General features: G+C 35.1%; 16 protein-coding genes. 12 read left to right on the forward strand and 4 right to left on the reverse strand.

The window, feature by feature from the left end:
- Positions 1-54 precede the first annotated feature (54 nt).
- The 6 genes from uvrA (at position 55) to BUA03_RS15590 (ending at position 7,672) form a co-directional block, all read left to right on the forward strand.
- Positions 55-2,886 (forward strand): excinuclease ABC subunit UvrA, encoded by a 2,832-nt coding sequence (uvrA, locus tag BUA03_RS15565; RefSeq protein ID WP_066081983.1) that lies wholly within the window; start codon positions 55-57, stop codon positions 2,884-2,886.
- A gap of 561 nt (positions 2,887-3,447) precedes the next feature.
- Positions 3,448-5,001, forward strand: a complete 1,554-nt coding sequence (gene porX, locus BUA03_RS15570) for a T9SS response regulator signal transducer PorX (RefSeq protein WP_066081981.1) — start codon at positions 3,448-3,450, stop codon at positions 4,999-5,001.
- A gap of 73 nt (positions 5,002-5,074) precedes the next feature.
- On the forward strand, positions 5,075-5,482 hold the full coding sequence (gene tsaE / locus BUA03_RS15575) for a tRNA (adenosine(37)-N6)-threonylcarbamoyltransferase complex ATPase subunit type 1 TsaE (protein WP_066081978.1): 408 nt from the start codon (positions 5,075-5,077) through the stop codon (positions 5,480-5,482).
- A gap of 10 nt (positions 5,483-5,492) precedes the next feature.
- A complete protein-coding gene (locus BUA03_RS15580; protein ID WP_066081975.1) occupies positions 5,493-5,969 on the forward strand; it encodes a GNAT family N-acetyltransferase in 477 nt (158 codons plus the stop codon).
- 92 nt (positions 5,970-6,061) lie between these two features.
- Positions 6,062-7,261, forward strand: a complete 1,200-nt coding sequence (locus BUA03_RS15585) for an alanine dehydrogenase (protein WP_066081973.1) — start codon at positions 6,062-6,064, stop codon at positions 7,259-7,261.
- 36 nt (positions 7,262-7,297) lie between these two features.
- The gene (locus tag BUA03_RS15590; protein ID WP_066081971.1) at positions 7,298-7,672 is read left to right on the forward strand and encodes a DUF4258 domain-containing protein; all 375 of its coding nucleotides are present in this window, start codon (positions 7,298-7,300) and stop codon (positions 7,670-7,672) included.
- 379 nt (positions 7,673-8,051) lie between these two features.
- Here the strand turns inward: BUA03_RS15590 and ung are convergent, their stop codons facing one another.
- Positions 8,052-8,732 (reverse strand): uracil-DNA glycosylase, encoded by a 681-nt coding sequence (gene ung / locus BUA03_RS15595; RefSeq protein ID WP_066081969.1) that lies wholly within the window; start codon positions 8,730-8,732, stop codon positions 8,052-8,054.
- A gap of 168 nt (positions 8,733-8,900) precedes the next feature.
- On the opposite strand from ung, the gene BUA03_RS15600 reads away from it, so the two are divergent.
- The 3 genes from BUA03_RS15600 (at position 8,901) to BUA03_RS17110 (ending at position 11,792) form a co-directional block, all read left to right on the forward strand.
- Positions 8,901-11,069, forward strand: coding sequence for an endonuclease MutS2 (locus BUA03_RS15600; protein WP_066081967.1), 2,169 nt, complete (start codon positions 8,901-8,903; stop codon positions 11,067-11,069).
- A gap of 97 nt (positions 11,070-11,166) precedes the next feature.
- The gene (locus BUA03_RS15605; protein WP_066081965.1) at positions 11,167-11,583 is read left to right on the forward strand and encodes a thiol-disulfide oxidoreductase DCC family protein; all 417 of its coding nucleotides are present in this window, start codon (positions 11,167-11,169) and stop codon (positions 11,581-11,583) included.
- 77 nt (positions 11,584-11,660) lie between these two features.
- Positions 11,661-11,792 (forward strand): hypothetical protein, encoded by a 132-nt coding sequence (locus BUA03_RS17110; protein ID WP_262489231.1) that lies wholly within the window; start codon positions 11,661-11,663, stop codon positions 11,790-11,792.
- A 61-nt stretch (positions 11,793-11,853) separates the two neighbouring features.
- Here BUA03_RS17110 and ettA read toward each other — a convergent pair whose 3' ends face one another.
- The 3 genes from ettA to holA all read right to left on the reverse strand — a co-directional run bounded on the left by ettA (position 11,854) and on the right by holA (position 14,854).
- Positions 11,854-13,548 (reverse strand): energy-dependent translational throttle protein EttA, encoded by a 1,695-nt coding sequence (gene ettA / locus BUA03_RS15610; RefSeq protein WP_066081963.1) that lies wholly within the window; start codon positions 13,546-13,548, stop codon positions 11,854-11,856.
- A gap of 43 nt (positions 13,549-13,591) precedes the next feature.
- Positions 13,592-13,774, reverse strand: coding sequence for a CAL67264 family membrane protein (locus BUA03_RS17020; RefSeq protein ID WP_066081961.1), 183 nt, complete (start codon positions 13,772-13,774; stop codon positions 13,592-13,594).
- Between the two features lie 75 nt (positions 13,775-13,849).
- A complete protein-coding gene (holA, locus tag BUA03_RS15620; RefSeq protein WP_066081959.1) occupies positions 13,850-14,854 on the reverse strand; it encodes a DNA polymerase III subunit delta in 1,005 nt (334 codons plus the stop codon).
- A 93-nt stretch (positions 14,855-14,947) separates the two neighbouring features.
- On the opposite strand from holA, the gene BUA03_RS15625 reads away from it, so the two are divergent.
- The 3 genes from BUA03_RS15625 (at position 14,948) to BUA03_RS15635 (ending at position 17,312) form a co-directional block, all read left to right on the forward strand.
- Positions 14,948-15,397, forward strand: a complete 450-nt coding sequence (locus BUA03_RS15625; protein ID WP_066081958.1) for a type I restriction enzyme HsdR N-terminal domain-containing protein — start codon at positions 14,948-14,950, stop codon at positions 15,395-15,397.
- Between the two features lie 13 nt (positions 15,398-15,410).
- A complete protein-coding gene (locus tag BUA03_RS15630; protein ID WP_066081956.1) occupies positions 15,411-16,397 on the forward strand; it encodes a glycosyltransferase family 2 protein in 987 nt (328 codons plus the stop codon).
- Positions 16,398-16,478: 81 nt separating this feature from the next.
- Positions 16,479-17,312, forward strand: a complete 834-nt coding sequence (locus BUA03_RS15635) for an OmpA/MotB family protein (protein ID WP_066081954.1) — start codon at positions 16,479-16,481, stop codon at positions 17,310-17,312.
- The last annotated feature ends 133 nt before the right edge of the window (positions 17,313-17,445 follow it).

Genomic DNA, 17,445 nt, shown 5'->3' on the forward strand with positions numbered 1-17,445 from the left:
CTGTTGTATCGAAAGAATAAATCAAAATGGTAACTTTGCCTTTTTGCAAAAATTATGTTAGACAAAGACAATACTATTGAAGTTCAGGGCGCTCGCGTTCACAATCTCAAAAACATAGATGTTTCCATTCCTCGTGAAAAACTAGTCGTAATTACTGGACTTTCAGGTTCTGGAAAATCCTCCTTAGCTTTCGATACGATTTATGCCGAAGGGCAACGTCGTTATGTAGAAACATTTTCAGCGTATGCACGCCAATTTTTAGGTGGCTTAGAACGGCCCGATGTGGATAAAATTGACGGACTATCGCCTGTGATTGCTATCGAGCAAAAAACGACCAGTAAAAGTCCGCGTTCTACGGTAGGAACAATTACTGAAATATACGATTTTCTGCGTTTACTTTATGCCCGTGGCGCTGACGCCTACAGTTACAATACGGGCGAAAAAATGGTTTCTTATTCTGATGAGCAAATCAAAAAATTGATCGTAAGTGATTTTACTGGAAAACGCATTAACATTCTAGCTCCTGTAATTCGCGCCCGAAAAGGGCATTATGCGGAACTTTTTCAACAAATTGCCAAACAAGGTTTTTTGAAAGTTCGGGTGAATGGCGAAATACTGGATATTACTTTAGGGATGAAATTAGACCGTTATAAAACCCATGATATCGAAATTGTGGTGGATAGAATGGTAATAGATACAACTGCTGAAAATGAAAAGCGGTTGTCAGAAAGCATCAATACCGCGATGCATCACGGTGAAAATGTATTGATGGTTTTAGATCAAGATACTACCGAAGTGCGTTATTTTAGTAGGAATTTAATGTGTCCTTCAACTGGAATCTCCTATCAGAACCCGGAACCAAATTTATTCTCCTTTAATTCTCCAAAAGGCGCTTGTGATCACTGCAACGGTTTAGGAACAGTAAATGAGATTAATCCAAAAAAGATTATTCCGAATCCAAAATTATCTATAAAAGCTGGGGGATTTGCACCTTTAGGCGAATACAAATCCTCTTGGATTTTTAAACAATTGGAAATTATAGGCGAAAAATACGGCTTTAAATTAACGGATGCCGTCGAAAAAATTCCAGCAGAAGCGATGGAAATGATTCTGAATGGCGGTAAAGAAAAATTTACCGTTAATTCAAAAGACTTGGGTGTTGCTCGAGACTACAAAATTGATTTTGAAGGAATTTCGCATTTTATCAAAAATCAATATGATGAAAGCGGTTCAACAAGCATTAAACGTTGGGCAAAAGAATTCATGGACGAAATAAAATGTCCCGTTTGTGAAGGTTCCCGTTTGAAAAAAGAAGCGCTATTTTTTAAAATAAATGATAAGAATATAGCCGAATTATGCGATATGGATATTTCGGATTTAACGGCGTGGTTTAATGATTTAGACAGCCATTTGTCTGACAAGCAGAAACGTATCGCCACTGAAGTAATCAAAGAGATTAAGGACAGACTGAACTTCTTGATGAATGTAGGTTTGGATTATTTGGCTTTAAGCCGAAGTTCCAAATCACTTTCGGGTGGTGAAGCGCAACGCATCCGTCTCGCAACACAAATTGGTTCTCAGCTAGTTGGTGTTTTGTATATTTTGGATGAGCCGAGTATTGGTTTACACCAAAGAGACAATGATAAATTAATACATTCGTTGGAACAATTACGAGATATTGGCAACTCGGTAATTGTCGTTGAACACGACAAGGACATGATCGAACGTGCTGATTATGTTATTGATATTGGTCCAAAAGCAGGAAAATATGGTGGAGAAATCATCAGTAAAGGGACGCCAGCCGAAATACTAAAACACCATACCATTACAGCAATGTATATGAATGGGGAAATGAAAATTGAAGTTCCGGAAAAACGCCGTGAAGGCAACGGGAAATTCTTGAAACTTACAGGAGCAACAGGAAATAACCTGAAAAATGTGACGATTGAATTGCCATTAGGAAAAATGATTTGTGTTACTGGAGTTTCGGGAAGTGGAAAATCGACTTTGATTAATGAAACTTTGTATCCAATATTGAATGCTTATTATTTTAATGGAGTAAAAAAGCCAAAACCCTATAAAAAAATTGAAGGATTGGAACATATCGATAAAGTAATTGATATCGACCAAAGCCCAATTGGGAGAACACCACGTTCCAATCCGGCCACGTACACTGAAGTTTTTACCGAAATTAGAAATCTGTTTACCATGACATCCGAAAGTATGATTCGGGGATATAAAGCAGGACGTTTTAGTTTCAATGTAAAAGGCGGACGCTGCGAAACCTGTGAAGGTTCTGGTGTGCGAACTATTGAAATGAACTTTCTGCCGGATGTTTATGTAGAATGTGAAACTTGTCAGGGGAAACGATTTAACAGAGAAACATTAGAAATCCGATACAAAGGGAAGTCCATCTCGGATGTATTAAACATGACCGTGGATGAAGCGGTTCCGTTTTTTGAAATGATCCCAAAGATTTACCGAAAAGTAAAAACGATTCAAGATGTAGGTTTGGGCTACATTACGCTTGGACAGCAAAGTACCACACTTTCTGGCGGTGAAGCACAACGCATCAAACTGGCAGGAGAGTTGTCTAAAAAAGATACTGGAAATACTTTTTATATACTAGACGAACCCACCACAGGACTGCATTTTGAAGATATTCGGGTTTTGATGGAAGTGATTAACAAACTGGTAAACAAAGGCAATACAATCTTGATTATCGAACACAATATGGATGTGATTAAACTGGCTGATTATATTATAGACATTGGCCCTGAAGGAGGAAAAGGAGGCGGTCAACTCGTTGCCAAAGGAACTCCCGAAGAAATAATAAAAAATAAAAAAAGTTATACCGCTCAGTTTTTGAAAAAGGAGTTACAATAGCTTTTTATAAATTAGTGCACTTAATTGGATTTATACCACCATCCAATTAAGTGCTAATTTTTACAATAGACACAACTATTTAGCTTTTCCTCTTTTCACAAATGCAACTATTATAACATCTCTTTTTGCAACCTATCCCATTCTTAAAAGCATCTTAAGCAATCAATTATTCCTTAGCTTTTTAGTTGATTTACTCTTTTTTGTTCTTTTGAGTGTCAATTACGGACTGTTCCTCTATCCTGAAAGCTGATTTAAATATCTATTTTTATTTTGTACTTCTTAAGCCCGAGTATGCTAACGAGTGCGTGAGTGATGGAAGCGGCATCCTTTCCTTTTTTCTTTAAAAAGGAAAGATACAGCGTACAGCACGACCCAGACGGAGTTTATGGAGGATGGGTCACGCCCAAAAGCAAACGCTAAACGACCTAAAACTACAGTGTAATTTATGATTTGAAATTGTAGAATCTTTAAAAATTATCATAATATTAGTAGATAGGAGTTGCAAAAAAATGTAATTTGGCACTTTGAATTACTACTTTACAACACTTGTTTATAGAACTTATGGATAAAATAAAAATACTTTGGGTGGATGATGAAATCGACCTTTTGAAACCACATATATTGTTTTTGGAAAAAAAAAATTACGAGGTAACCACGTGTAATAACGGGCTTGATGCTATTACTATTTTTGAGGAAAACAATTTTGATATTGTGTTCTTGGACGAAAATATGCCTGGAATGAGCGGTTTAGAAACGTTATCAGAGATGAAGGAGAAAAAATCTTCGGTTCCTATGATAATGATTACTAAAAGTGAGGAAGAATATATTATGGAGGAAGCCATAGGTTCTAAAATTGCTGATTATTTGATCAAACCCGTGAACCCGAACCAAATTTTGTTGAGTTTGAAGAAAAATCTGGATCATTCCCGACTCATTTCGCAAAAAACAACTTTGGATTATCAAAAGGAATTTAGAAAAATCACCATGGAAATGGCGATGGTGAATTCGTATGAAGACTGGATCGAATTGTATAAGAAATTAATTTTTTGGGAACTGGAATTAGAGAATATCAATGATCAGAGTATGGTTCACATTTTGGAATCTCAAAAAACCGAAGCTAATTCCCAATTTGGTAAATTCATTGAGCGTAATTACGAGGATTGGTTTGCACCAAAAGCAGAAAAGCCCATTCAATCGCATACTTTATTCAAAGAATTAGTCGTTCCTGAACTCAAGAAAAAAGACAAACCAATTTTATTTGTAGTAATTGATAACTTGCGCTATGACCAATGGAAGACATTTGAAAGTGTGGTGGGCAATTACTACAAGCTGGAAAAAGAAGTGCCTTACTACTCTATTCTTCCTACGGCGACACAATATGCGAGAAACGCTATTTTCTCTGGTTTGACCCCGTTGGAAATGGAAAAACAGTTTCCGCAATATTGGAAAAATGATCCAGAAGAAGGCGGAAAGAATCTTTTTGAAGCAGAATTTTTAACAGCTCAATTGAAACGATTGGGCCTCAATATTAAAGAGGATTATTTTAAAATAACAAATCTTGCCGCCGGTAAAAAGCTAGTCGAAGGATTTAAAGCGCTAAAAAACAATGATTTAGTGACTGTTGTCTATAATTTTGTAGATATGCTTTCTCACGCAAAAACAGAGATGGATGTCGTAAAAGAACTAGCCTCAGACGATAAAGCCTATCGATCACTTACCCTAAGCTGGTTTAAAAATTCCCCTTTGCTAGAAATTATCCAACAAGCGCAAAAAATGGGATTCAAATTGATTTTAACTACCGATCATGGGACTATCAATGTAAAAAACCCATCCAAAGTCGTGGGTGATAAAAACACCAGCTTGAATTTACGTTATAAAACAGGCCGCAGTTTAACCTACGAACACAAAGATGTGTATGCGGTTAAAGAACCAAAAAATATTGGATTACCTACTATAAATATGAGTAGTTCTTATATTTTTGCAAAAAATGATTTGTTTTTAGCCTACGTCAACAACTATAATCATTACGTGAGTTATTATAAAAACACCTATCAGCATGGGGGAATTTCATTAGAGGAAATGATCATCCCGTTTTTAGTTTTTAACCCGAAATAGAAAAAAGCAGTCCGTATCCGTTTTCAGTTTTTGGTGCCTCCCAGAACTTTAAACTCTAAATAATTTTAAAAGCATGAATATCATTTTTTCTATCGACCAACTCGAGGAAGTTGCTCAGCAAATTATAGCCAGTAATCCTAAAAAAGTAATCCTTTTTCATGGAGAAATGGGCGTTGGAAAAACGACTTTAATCAAGCAGTTGTGCAAAACGCTTGGGGTAACCGGAGCAACAAGCAGTCCAACTTTTTCTTTAGTTAATGAGTACGAAACGATTGTAAATCAACTTATTTATCATTTTGATTTTTACCGACTGAATGAGGAAGTAGAAGCATTAGATATGGGGATTGATGATTACTTGTATTCCGGGAATTGGTGTTTTATTGAATGGGCAGAAAAGATTCCAAATTTGATTCCTGAGGCACATTCAGTACTTACCATTTCATCGCTTGCTGATGGAAAACGTTATTTACAATTAAGTTAAAAATGGCCTCATGAATGTAGAAAACAAAGTTGTAATTATTCCATTTTCAGTAGATTTAAAAGAGCCAATAAAAACATTAAATCTGGAATGGCTGAAAAAATATTTTAGGGTCGAACCCAAAGATGAAATTGTACTTTCAGATCCCCAAGGCCAAATTATAGACAAAGGTGGAATGATTTTTTATGCGCAATATAATGAAGTTATTGTAGGCACCGTTTCTTTGCTAAGAATTGAAAATACGACTTTTGAATTGAGCAAAATGGCGGTTCAAGATGGTGTACAAGGTTTGGGCATCGGAAAAAAATTAATACTTCACTGCCTTGCTATTGCTAAAGAAAAAGGAATTGAAAAACTGATTTTATATTCGAATAGGAAATTACTACCAGCCATTCATTTATACGAGAAATACGGTTTTTTAGAAGTGCCATTGGAAGGTGGTGTTTATGAAAGAGCCGACATAAAAATGGAACGAACCATCCACTACTAATTTTATCAGGTACTAATGCGTTTTTCAAAAATGCGATAAGTGCCTTTTATAAAACTTTTTGCGTAAATTGTACCCTTAATTTAACAACATCAATGTCAATAACTATAACACCATTCACAAAACAACAACTATTACCGCAGGAGGAAAAATTGGAGATTGCAAGACAAAAAAGCGAACTCTTTATTGGTATTCCAAAGGAAACGAGTCACCAAGAACGCCGTATTTGCCTTACTCCTGATGCGGTAAACTCGCTTACTTATCATGGACATCGGGTGATGATAGAAGCAGGAGCGGGATTGAGTTCTAGTTATACTGATAAGGAATACAGTGATGCGGGTGCTGAAATGACTAATGACGCTAAAAAGGTATTTGGTTGTCCAATGATTTTGAAAGTAGAACCTGCAACTCTTGCAGAAATCGCCATGATGAATCCACAGACGATTCTTTTGTCAGCCATTCAGTTAAAAACCCGAAAAAAAACCTATTTTGAGGCTTTAAGCAAAAAGAAAATTACTGCATTAGCTTTTGAATATATTAAGGATGAAGACGGAACCTATCCTGCGGTTAAATCGTTAAGCGAAATTGCCGGAACTGCCTCCATACTAATTGCAGCCGAGCTAATGATTACCAATGAATTTGGAAAAGGGTTATTATTTGGTAATATTACTGGTGTCCCTCCTACAGATGTGGTAATTCTAGGAGCAGGAACTGTAGGTGAATTTGCTGCCAAAACGGCTATTGGATTAGGAGCTTCTGTAAAAGTTTTTGACAATTCCATCACTAAATTGCGAAGACTACAAAACAATTTAAACCAAAGAATTTTTACTTCAACCATTCAACCAAAAGCATTACTAAAAGCACTCAGAAGGTGTGACGTCGCTATAGGTGCCATGCGTGGCAAGGATCGTTGTCCTGTAATAGTAACAGAAACGATGGTCGAACACATGAAAAACGGAGCCGTAATTGTAGATGTGAGTATTGATACCGGCGGTTGCTTTGAAACTTCAGAAGTGACCTCGCACGAAAAACCAACCTTCATCAAAAACAATGTTTTGCATTACTGCGTGCCCAATATTCCTTCCCGATATTCTAAAACTGCTTCGTTGTCCATAAGCAATATTATTTCCCCTTACTTAATGAAAATTGCAGAAGATGGTGGTATAGAAAGTGCCATCCGCTGTGATAAAGGATTAAAAAACGGAGTCTATATGTATCACGGAATCTTGACAAATAGTGCCATCGGTGATTGGTTCGATTTACCTTATAACGATATCAATTTAATTGTTTTTTAAGGAAACTTTCAGCTACCTTTGCCAAAAATATAATCCATGAAGTTTATACACCGTTTTGCCTATTATTTGGTAGGTTTAGTAATAGGACTTTTCTTTGTTGCTTTGGTTTTTAGTGGCAAAGATACCCGATGTAATTATTTTCCAAACGCCAGAGTGCTAAATGATTTAAGGAACAAACCGTTTTACTATTCTGATCAGGCTTCTTTGATTTTAGCTGAAAAATGGATTGACACTGCCGATATAAAGAATACATTACAATTTGGAGATATCGATTTTGACAAAAGTAATGTAGTACTAAAAAATGGAAAACTATACGTCATTGAAGGCAAGACGATTAAGAATCAAGAGGTGACTTTAAAAGTGATTAATTATGCTGACAAAGCCGTTTTAGAGGAAATTATTAAAAAGTAAATCCAGAAATCAGTCCTAATTATAAGCTGATCTTTCTAGTACTCCCCTGAGAATTTGGGCGTGCCCCTGCGTAAAAACTTCGGGTCCTGCTGTCCGCTCCCGCTTTTTTTTCGAGGCAAAAAAGCCTCTCAAAAAAGAGGTCCACTGCCATCACTCCCGCAGGACGGTGCACAACAAGAACGTCATTCTAAACTAAATCTATGAAGGCTTAAAGTTATCAGATTTAGTTTAATAACCAAAATTCTGCCCTACTCAATACGTACCATCAATTAAGTGGTGTAAATTGACTCATTTTGCTGTAAAATATCTTTTTTGGTAGCTAAAGCAAAAGGAACGAACAGCAGAAAGGTTTAGGCTAGGATGATGAACCATTAAAGAATCACTCTGCTGAAATCCAGTCGATTAATACTTTATTATGCTGTTTTAAATAAGCATTTGTTTTACTAAAATGCTTGTTTCCAAACCATTTTCCCTGATTCGCACTCAATGGCGATGGATGTCCGGACTCCAGCACTAAATGTTTATTTCGGTCTATTTTAAGTCCCTTTTTGTGGGCAAAATTCCCCCATAACAAGAAAACTACTTGCTCGGTTTCCTCAGAAATTTTCTGGATAACGGCGTCGGTAAAAAGATTCCATTTTAAATGTTTATGACTGTTTGCACTGTCTTCCCTAACCGTTAGCGACGCATTTAGTAATAAGACACCTTGTTTTGCCCAAGATTCCAAATTTCCAGTACTAGGCAGGAAAATCGTTCCATAATCATCGTTTAACTCTCTAAAAACATTGCGTAAAGAAGGCGGAATTCGGACATCATTGTTTACTGAAAAGCACAAACCATTGGCTTCGCCCTTTCCATGATAAGGATCCTGACCAATGATAACTACTTTTAGATCATTAAAATTACAATAATTAAAAGCGGCAAAAATCAAGTCTTGAGGCGGATAACAGGTATAACTTTTATATTCTTCTGCCACAGATTCCGTTAAATCACGAAAATAAGGCTGCTGGATTTCGTCTGACAAAACACTTTGCCATTCGGTATTGAGATTGATTTGCATAGATACTTATTATTTTACAAAGATACACAGACTAATAAAAGACACACGTTGGGATTGTGTTTTTTAATTCGTAAAAAAGGATACTAAACATTCATTAATTCTTTGTGAATGACGGTTAAATAGTCTCAACTATTAACTATTTTTGTCTGGAAAAGAATTTACAGATAAATGATATCCATCACCGAGAAAACATTACAAGATTTACAATTTCCAACTGTTCTAGAAACGATTTCGGCAATTTGCAATACTGATATTGGCAAACAGAAAGCGCTTGAAATAACACCGTTTAAAGATAAAGAAACCTTGATGCAAGCATTAATGCAAACATCAGAATATGTTTCCTCATTTCAAAACAACAATGCGATTCCCAATCATGGTTTCGATGCTATTACGCACGAAATTAGATTTCTCGCCATTGAGGATAGTTTCCTTGAGGTGGGAAGCTTTAGAAAAATAGCGACTTTATCCTCAACAGTTAATTTTTTATTGACCTATTTCAAAAAATTTGAGGATTATTATCCAAATCTAAACACCAGAGCTTTACAAGTTGAATTTACCAAAGATATTATCGTAATGGTGGATGAAATTGTTGATAAATATGGCGAAATAAAAGACAACGCTTCTCCGGATTTATTGAACACTCGCAGAAGTATGAATGCGGTGCGAGGCAAAGTAAATCAAAGTTTTGGAACGGCATTAACGCAATACAATGCCTTAGGATATCTAGACGACATCAAAGAGAGCTTTGTTCAAAACCGCAGAGTATTAGCGGTATTAGCGATGTATCGACGCAAAGTAAAAGGATCGATTTTAGGCAGCTCTAAAACAGGAAGTATTGCTTACATCGAACCGGAAGCCACACTGAATTATTCCAGAGAACTAAGCAATTTAGAATATGAGGAAAAGGAAGAAATTACAAGGATTTTAAAGCAATTAACCAACCAAATTCGGCCATTTTTACCATTGCTTATTCAGTATCAGGATTTTTTGAGTGATATAGATGTAATTGCTGCCAAAGCCAAATATGCAAATCGAATCAATGGAATTTTGCCTGCAATTACAGAGAACAGAAGGTTGTATTTTAGAGATGCTTTCCATCCTATTTTATATTTGAACAACAAGCAGAAAAACGAAATTACACATTCACAAACGATTGAATTAAGTCAAGAAAACAGAATCATTGTGATTTCGGGACCTAATGCTGGTGGAAAAACCATATCGTTAAAAACCGTAGGACTACTACAATTAATGTTGCAATCTGGTATGTTAATTCCAGTTCACGAACGCAGTGAAACATTCTTATTTGATCGAATACTTACAGACATTGGAGACAATCAATCTATTGAAAATCATCTAAGCACATACAGTTACCGACTAAAGAACATGAACTACTTTTTAAAGAAGTGTAATAAAAAAACAATGTTCTTAATTGATGAGTTTGGTACCGGCTCTGATCCTGAATTAGGTGGCGCATTAGCAGAAATTTTCTTGGAAGAATTCTACCATCGGGAAGCTTTTGGAATTATTACAACTCATTATTCCAATTTAAAAATATTGGCAAACGAACTGCCTTTTGCTACCAACGCAAACATGCTTTTTGATGAAAAGTCATTAGAGCCTATGTACAAACTAGCTTTGGGACAAGCAGGAAGTTCATTTACATTTGAAGTAGCCTTAAAAAATGGAATTCCATTCGGATTAATTAATCGAGCCAAAAAGAAGATTGAAGTTGGAAAAGTTCGTTTCGATAAAACAATTGCGACGCTACAAAAAGAACGATCAAAAATGGAGAAAACTTCTCAGACGCTTAAAGAAGAAGAAACAAAAGCGCGGGAAGAAGGCAAGAAAATGGAAACCATAAATGTAAAAATCAAACAAAAACTAGAAAGCTATCAGGAATTATATGATAGCAATCAGAAAACGATTTATATAGGTACTAAAATAGAGGATATTGCAGAGAAATATTTCAACAACAAGAACAAGAAGGAACTGCTTGGCGAATTTTTAAAAATAATTGAAATAGAAAATTCAAAACGCAAAAAAGCCTCAACTAAAGAGAGCAAAGCATTAATAGAAAAGAAGAAAGAAGTCATTCAAGAAGTGACTATTCAAGTTGAAGAAATTAGAAAAGAGAAGAAAGAAAAGAAACTGAAAGTAGTGGTTGAAAAACCCAAACACATTCTCAAAGTAGGTGATCGTGTCCGGATGTTTGATGGAAAAGCAGTAGGTACTCTTGATGCGATAGAAAAAAATAAAGCAACGGTAAACTATGGCGTATTCACTTCAAAAGTAAGTCTTGAAGCACTGGAATTTGTTGAGGCCGGTAAAAGTAAATAAGGCCAACGCAGGAACGAAGCGATCGCACTAACAAGAGTTATGATAGGAATAATTAAATTAAAAATACCATTCCTTGGGCACTCCAACTTAAAAAGAAATGGATAAAATACCAAAAGACAAAAAAATAATCCTGTTTGATGGACTATGCAATCTGTGCGATTCGGCGGTGCAATTTATAATTAGGCATGACCAAAAAGATATTTTTAGATTTGTATCCTTGCAATCTGATTTAGGAGAGGAAATTATTAAACATTTAGGAATTGACAGACATAAAACAGACAGTATTATTTTGTATCAGCCTGGTTTTGCGTATTATTATAAATCGGAAGCTGCACTGGAAATTGCTAAAAATTTAGGTGGAATGTTTTATTTTGCCAACCTCTTTTCAATAGTACCGGTGTCATTTAATAACTATATTTATGATTACATTGCAAAAAACCGCTACAAATGGTATGGTAAAAAAGCCAGTTGTATGATACCCACAAAAGAGCTGCAAGCCAAGTTTTTATACTAAATTACCACTTATGATATTTATCATGACTTTTAATTAGTAAGAATATTATATTTGGTCCAACTTAAAACAAATAAATTATGAAAGACACTACACTTTTTTCATGGGATAACGGGACTTTTATAATGATTGTCGTATTCGGTTTAGTAATCGTTGGAATCGTTTCTGCCGTTTTTATTATGATGAATTCTGATAAAAAAATAAAAAAATAGCAAAAAAAGAGGATGACCAATTTTGGACATCCTCTTGCTATTGCTGTTCTAAATGAATAACTTAACTTCTAATTAGTTTTCTGTATTTCAATCGTTTTGGCGTTAAATCACCACCTAAACGCTTCTTCTTATTCTCTTCATATTCAGAGAAACCACCTTCAAAATAATACACTTCAGAGTTGCCTTCAAAAGCTAGAATGTGCGTACAAATTCGGTCTAAAAACCACCTGTCGTGCGAAATTACTACTGCGCAACCTGCAAAATTTTCTAAACCTTCTTCCAGAGCACGAAGCGTATTGATATCCAAATCATTCGTTGGTTCATCTAGTAACAAAACGTTTCCTTCTTCTTTTAAAGTCATCGCAAGATGCAAACGGTTCCTTTCTCCTCCAGAAAGCATCGAAACTTTCTTGTTTTGCTCCCCACCACCAAAATTAAAGCGTGATAAGTATGCTCTTGAATTCACTTGCTTTCCTCCCATCATAATCAATTCTTGACCATCAGCGAAGTTTTCCCAAATTGATTTTTCAGGATTAATATTTGAGTGTGCTTGATCAACATAAGCAATCTTTACGGTGTCACCTATCAAAAACTCACCTGAATCTGGTTTTTCTTCTCCCATTATCATTTTGAAAATAGTTGATTTACCCGCACCATTTGGCCCAATAATCCCAACAATTCCTGCTTGTGGTAATGTAAAGTTTAAATTGTCATACAGTAATTTATCTCCAAATGCTTTAGACACATTCTTAGCCTCAATTACGTTAGTTCCTAAACGTGGACCATTTGGAATGTAAATTTCCAAATTTTCGTCTAATTGTTTTTGATCTTCGTTTAATAATTTATCATAGTTCTGTAAACGTGCTTTTTGTTTGGTTTGACGACCTTTAGCACCTTGGCGAACCCAATCCAACTCGCGCTCTAAATTTTTTCTACGTTTGGAGGCTGTTTTTTCTTCTAATGCCATTCTACTCGATTTTTGGTCTAGCCAAGACGAATAATTCCCTTTCCAAGGAATTCCCTCTCCTCTATCCAACTCCAAAATCCAGCCTGCTACATTATCCAAGAAATACCTATCGTGTGTTACAGCAATTACTGTTCCTGCATATTGTGCTAAATGTTGCTCTAACCAAAGTACACTTTCAGCATCCAAGTGATTCGTAGGCTCATCTAAAAGCAACACATCCGGTTGTTGCAACAACAAACGACATAATGCTACGCGTCGACGTTCCCCGCCTGATAAATTCTTGATTGGAGTATCACCTTCAGGCGTGCGCAAGGCATCCATGGCAATTTCTAATTTAGTGTCAATTTCCCAAGCACCTAATGCATCAATTTTATCTTGTAAAAGCGCTTGACGATCCATCAATTGCTCCATTTTATCAGCATTTTCATAGACTTCAGGCAAACCAAAACTGTCATTGATTTTATTGAATTCGTCTAAAACAGCCATTGTCTCAGCTACTCCTTCTCTTACAATTTCAATTACTGTTTTACTATCATCTAAAATAGGCTCTTGTTCTAAATAACCTACTGTGTACCCTGGTGCAAAAACTACGTCACCTTGATAATTTTTATCAACACCAGCAATTATCTTTAACAAAGAGGATTTTCCAGATCCATTTAAACCCAAAATACCAATTTTAGCTCCATAGAAGAAACTCAAATAAATATTTTTAAGGACTGGTTTATCCGCTCCTTGATAAGTTTTACTCAATTTGGACATTGAGAAGATTACTTTTTTATCGTCTGCCATTTTTTTTAATTTAAAATTTAAAGTTCAACATTTAAAATAACTACTAAAGTCTGCCCTTGAGCGAACTGAAAACCCATGCGTTAGCCAAAAAACCAACTCCTACGGCGGCAAAGCCCCAACCTGCAACGTCATCATACCTAAAAGCGCCTAGAGCAATAAGTAATAAACCCATGATAATCATTATTAGAGTGGCCCAACCTAGGATCGTATTTTTATTCATTGCCATATTTATGGTATTTCGTTTTTAATCCCAATTCTGAAACCTCATAAAGGGTTTGCAAATATCGGGATTTTTTACCCTTTAATTAAATATTTTATAAAGCATTTCTCTTAATAAGTCGGATTGTGACAATGCATTAGCACCAACACCTTTGCTTTTGACGTCAATATCGCGTAGAGCTGCTACAATTTGACTGACTTTTTTCATGGGATAATTCTTTAAAGCCACATCATATTCTTTTAAAAAGAAAGGATTTACCCCTAGTACTGCCGCAACATTTTTGGGATTCCTATCTTTCAACCCATGGTATTTTAGCAATTGGATAAAAAATCCAAAAACCAAACTTGTAGTGACTACAAGGGGGTTGTCTTTGGGGTTTTGCGCAAAATTCTCCGCAATAGTATAGGCTTTGAGTTGATTTCTTTCACCAAGCGCTTTACGCAATTCAAACACATTAAAATCTTTACTAAAACCTATATTCTCTTCAATATGCTTAGGAGTGATGGTACTTCCAGCAGGCAGAATAATTTGTAATTTTTCCAGTTCATTATTTATTTTGCTCAAGTCTGTTCCCAAAAATTCCACAAGCATGGCTGTAGCTTTGGGCTCAATAGCATATTTTTTGCCTCCTAAAACACGTTTAATCCAGTCTGCAACTTGATTTTCGTATAATTTTTTGCTTTCATAAACCACGCCTGACTTAGCCAATAGTTTGGTCAATTTTTTTCGCTTGTCCAAAGTTTTGTATTTATAACAAAAAACTAAAACTGTAGTCGCCATTGGGTTTTCGGCATAGCTTTCCAGTTTGTCAATGGTTCGAATCAAATCTTGTGCTTCCTTAACAATTACAACTTGACGCTCTGCCATCATAGGATAGCGTTTAGCGGTAGAAATAATATCTTCTATTGTAACATCTCTGCCGTACAAAACCGTTTGATTGAATCCTTTTTCCTCTTCCGTGAGGACTTTCCCTTCAATATAGTCCGATAATTTATCGATGTAATACGGCTCTTCACCCATCAAAAAATAAAGCGGTTTAATGTTGCCCCCTTTTATATCATTTACAATTTTTAATACTTCGTCCATTTTATAATTTGTTTAAAGTTTGCCGTTTAAAGTGTTTTGAATCGCATGAAACTTTAAACTTAAAACTTTCAACTAAATAACTATTTTTGCTTCATGCAGCAATTAAATTTTTCTACCTATCATTTCCGATTCAAAAATAGCGAAAATAAAGTGTCCATTTTTGATGAAATCAGGAAAAAATTTATCATTCTTACACCTGAAGAATGGGTTCGCCAGCACGTAGTTCAGTTTTTATTGGAAGAAAAGAAATATCCAAAATCATTAATTAATGTAGAAAAGGTTTTAAAAGTGAATGGCTTACGCAAAAGATACGACGTCGTCGTTTATAATTCTGATGGGTCTATTTTCATTTTAATCGAATGTAAAGCGCCCGAAATTAAAATTGCGCAAGCGACTTTCGACCAAATTGCGCGCTATAATATGACAATGAAAGCCCAATATTTGATGGTGACTAACGGATTGAATCATTACTTTTGCCAAATGGATTTCGAAAATGAGAAATATCAATTTCTAACTGAATTGCCCCTTTATCAAATCCGATAATCAAAATTTAAAGATGAAAATAGCTGTTGTAATACTGAATTGGAATGGAATTTTATTGTTAGAAAAATTTTTGCCTTCCCTATTGAAATATTCTGCTGAAGCCACAATTTATGTCGCTGATAATGCATCTACAGATGATTCTATTTCCTTCGTCAAAGCTTTTTGCCCTTCGGTACAAATAGTAAAAAATGAAAGCAATTTAGGATTTGCAGATGGCTATAATCAAGCTTTAAAACACATTGATGCAGAAATATATGCCCTAGTAAACTCTGATATTGAAGTAACCGAAAATTGGTTGCAACCCATTATCAAAACGTTTGAAAGTGAACCAGACACGGCTATAATTCAGCCTAAAATATTGGATTTTAAACGCAAAGAATATTTTGAATATGCAGGAGCAGCTGGAGGATTCATTGACCAATACGGCTACCCCTATTGTCGGGGTCGAATTTTTGATACCTTAGAGAAAGATCATGGACAGTATAACGATCATTGCGAGATCTTTTGGGCTTCAGGAGCTTGTTTTTTTATTAGAAGTCAAGTTTATAAAGATCTCAATGGTTTTGATGGAGAATTTTTTGCGCATCAGGAAGAAATTGATTTGTGCTGGCGTGCTTTCAATAAAGGGTACAAAATAAAATACATTTCGGAATCCGTTGTGTATCATGTTGGAGGAGCAACTTTGCAACAGGGCAACCCAAAAAAAACCTTCTTGAACTTCAGAAATTCATTATTAATGTTGACTAAAAATCTTCCGAAAGATAAATTGTATAAAATTCTTTTGGGTCGAATGGTTCTGGATGGAATTGCTGGATTACAATTTTTAACGCAAAGAAAACCCAAGCATTTTTGGGCAGTATTGAAGGCTCATTGGTCCTTTTATGGCCTTTTTATAGCTTATTATAAAAGAAGAAATAAATTTCAATATCAGGAATACTATAATGTAAAAAGCATCGTTTACCAATATTACGTAATTTGCGGCAAGGTCTTTGATAAATAATTTTTAACATTTAATTATATTTTTCAATGCCTTTTATTAACACTTTAAAACTATTTTTGTAACTAACTAAACACCCAATTTATGAAAAAAATCGTAATTGCCTTATCAGTAATGGCCCTTTTAACTTCTTGTGTTTCTAAAAAGAAATACACTGACTTAGAAGCTAGAAACAAAGAAACTCAAGATTTATTAAATACTGCGACTGTCAAATTAAATTCTTGCTTAGAAGAAAAAGCAGGTCTTGCAGCAACTGCCGCTACTTTAAAAGAACAAAATCAAGGTTTAATTAGTGTTTCCAAAGACATGACTGTATTGTCAACTAAGGGTGCTCAAAATATTGAAAAAGCTTTAGAATCTATTAAAGAGAAAGATTTAAAAATAAGCAGAATGCAAGATGCGTTAACTAAAAAAGATAGCGTAACATTAGCATTAGTGACGAGTCTAAAAAGTTCAGTAGGAATATCTGATCCAGATATTGAAATAAATGTTGAAAAAGGAGTTGTTTTTATCTCTATTGCTGACAAATTATTGTTTAAAAGCGGAAGTTACGAAGTAACAGATAGAGCTAAAATGGTTTTAGCTAAAGTAGCCAAAGTTGTTAACGACAAACCTGATTTTGAATGTATGGTTGAAGGTCATACAGACAATATTCCTTATAACGGTACGGGTGTGTTATTAGACAATTGGGATTTAAGCGTGAAACGTTCTACTTCTATTATCCGTGTATTAACAAATCAATTAGGTGTTAAACCAGAGCAATTAATTGCTGCCGGAAGAAGCTCTTACATTCCTTTAGTTGCCAATGATTCTGCTGAAAACAGATCTCGCAACAGAAGAACTCGTATTGTAGTTTTACCAAAAATTGATCAATTTTACGAAATGATCGAAAAAGAAATGAAAAAACAAAGACCGTAATTTCATTCCAATATCAAAAAACAAGCGCCTCAAATTTGGAGGGCACTGAAAAAGTCATTTTATAATTATTATCATAAAAACGAGGCAGAAAAACTTTATTTTCTGCCTCGTTTTTTGTATTTTTAAATGTAAT

This window comes from Flavobacterium fryxellicola (genome assembly GCF_900143245.1).
Taxonomy (GTDB): Bacteria; Bacteroidota; Bacteroidia; order Flavobacteriales; family Flavobacteriaceae; genus Flavobacterium; species Flavobacterium fryxellicola.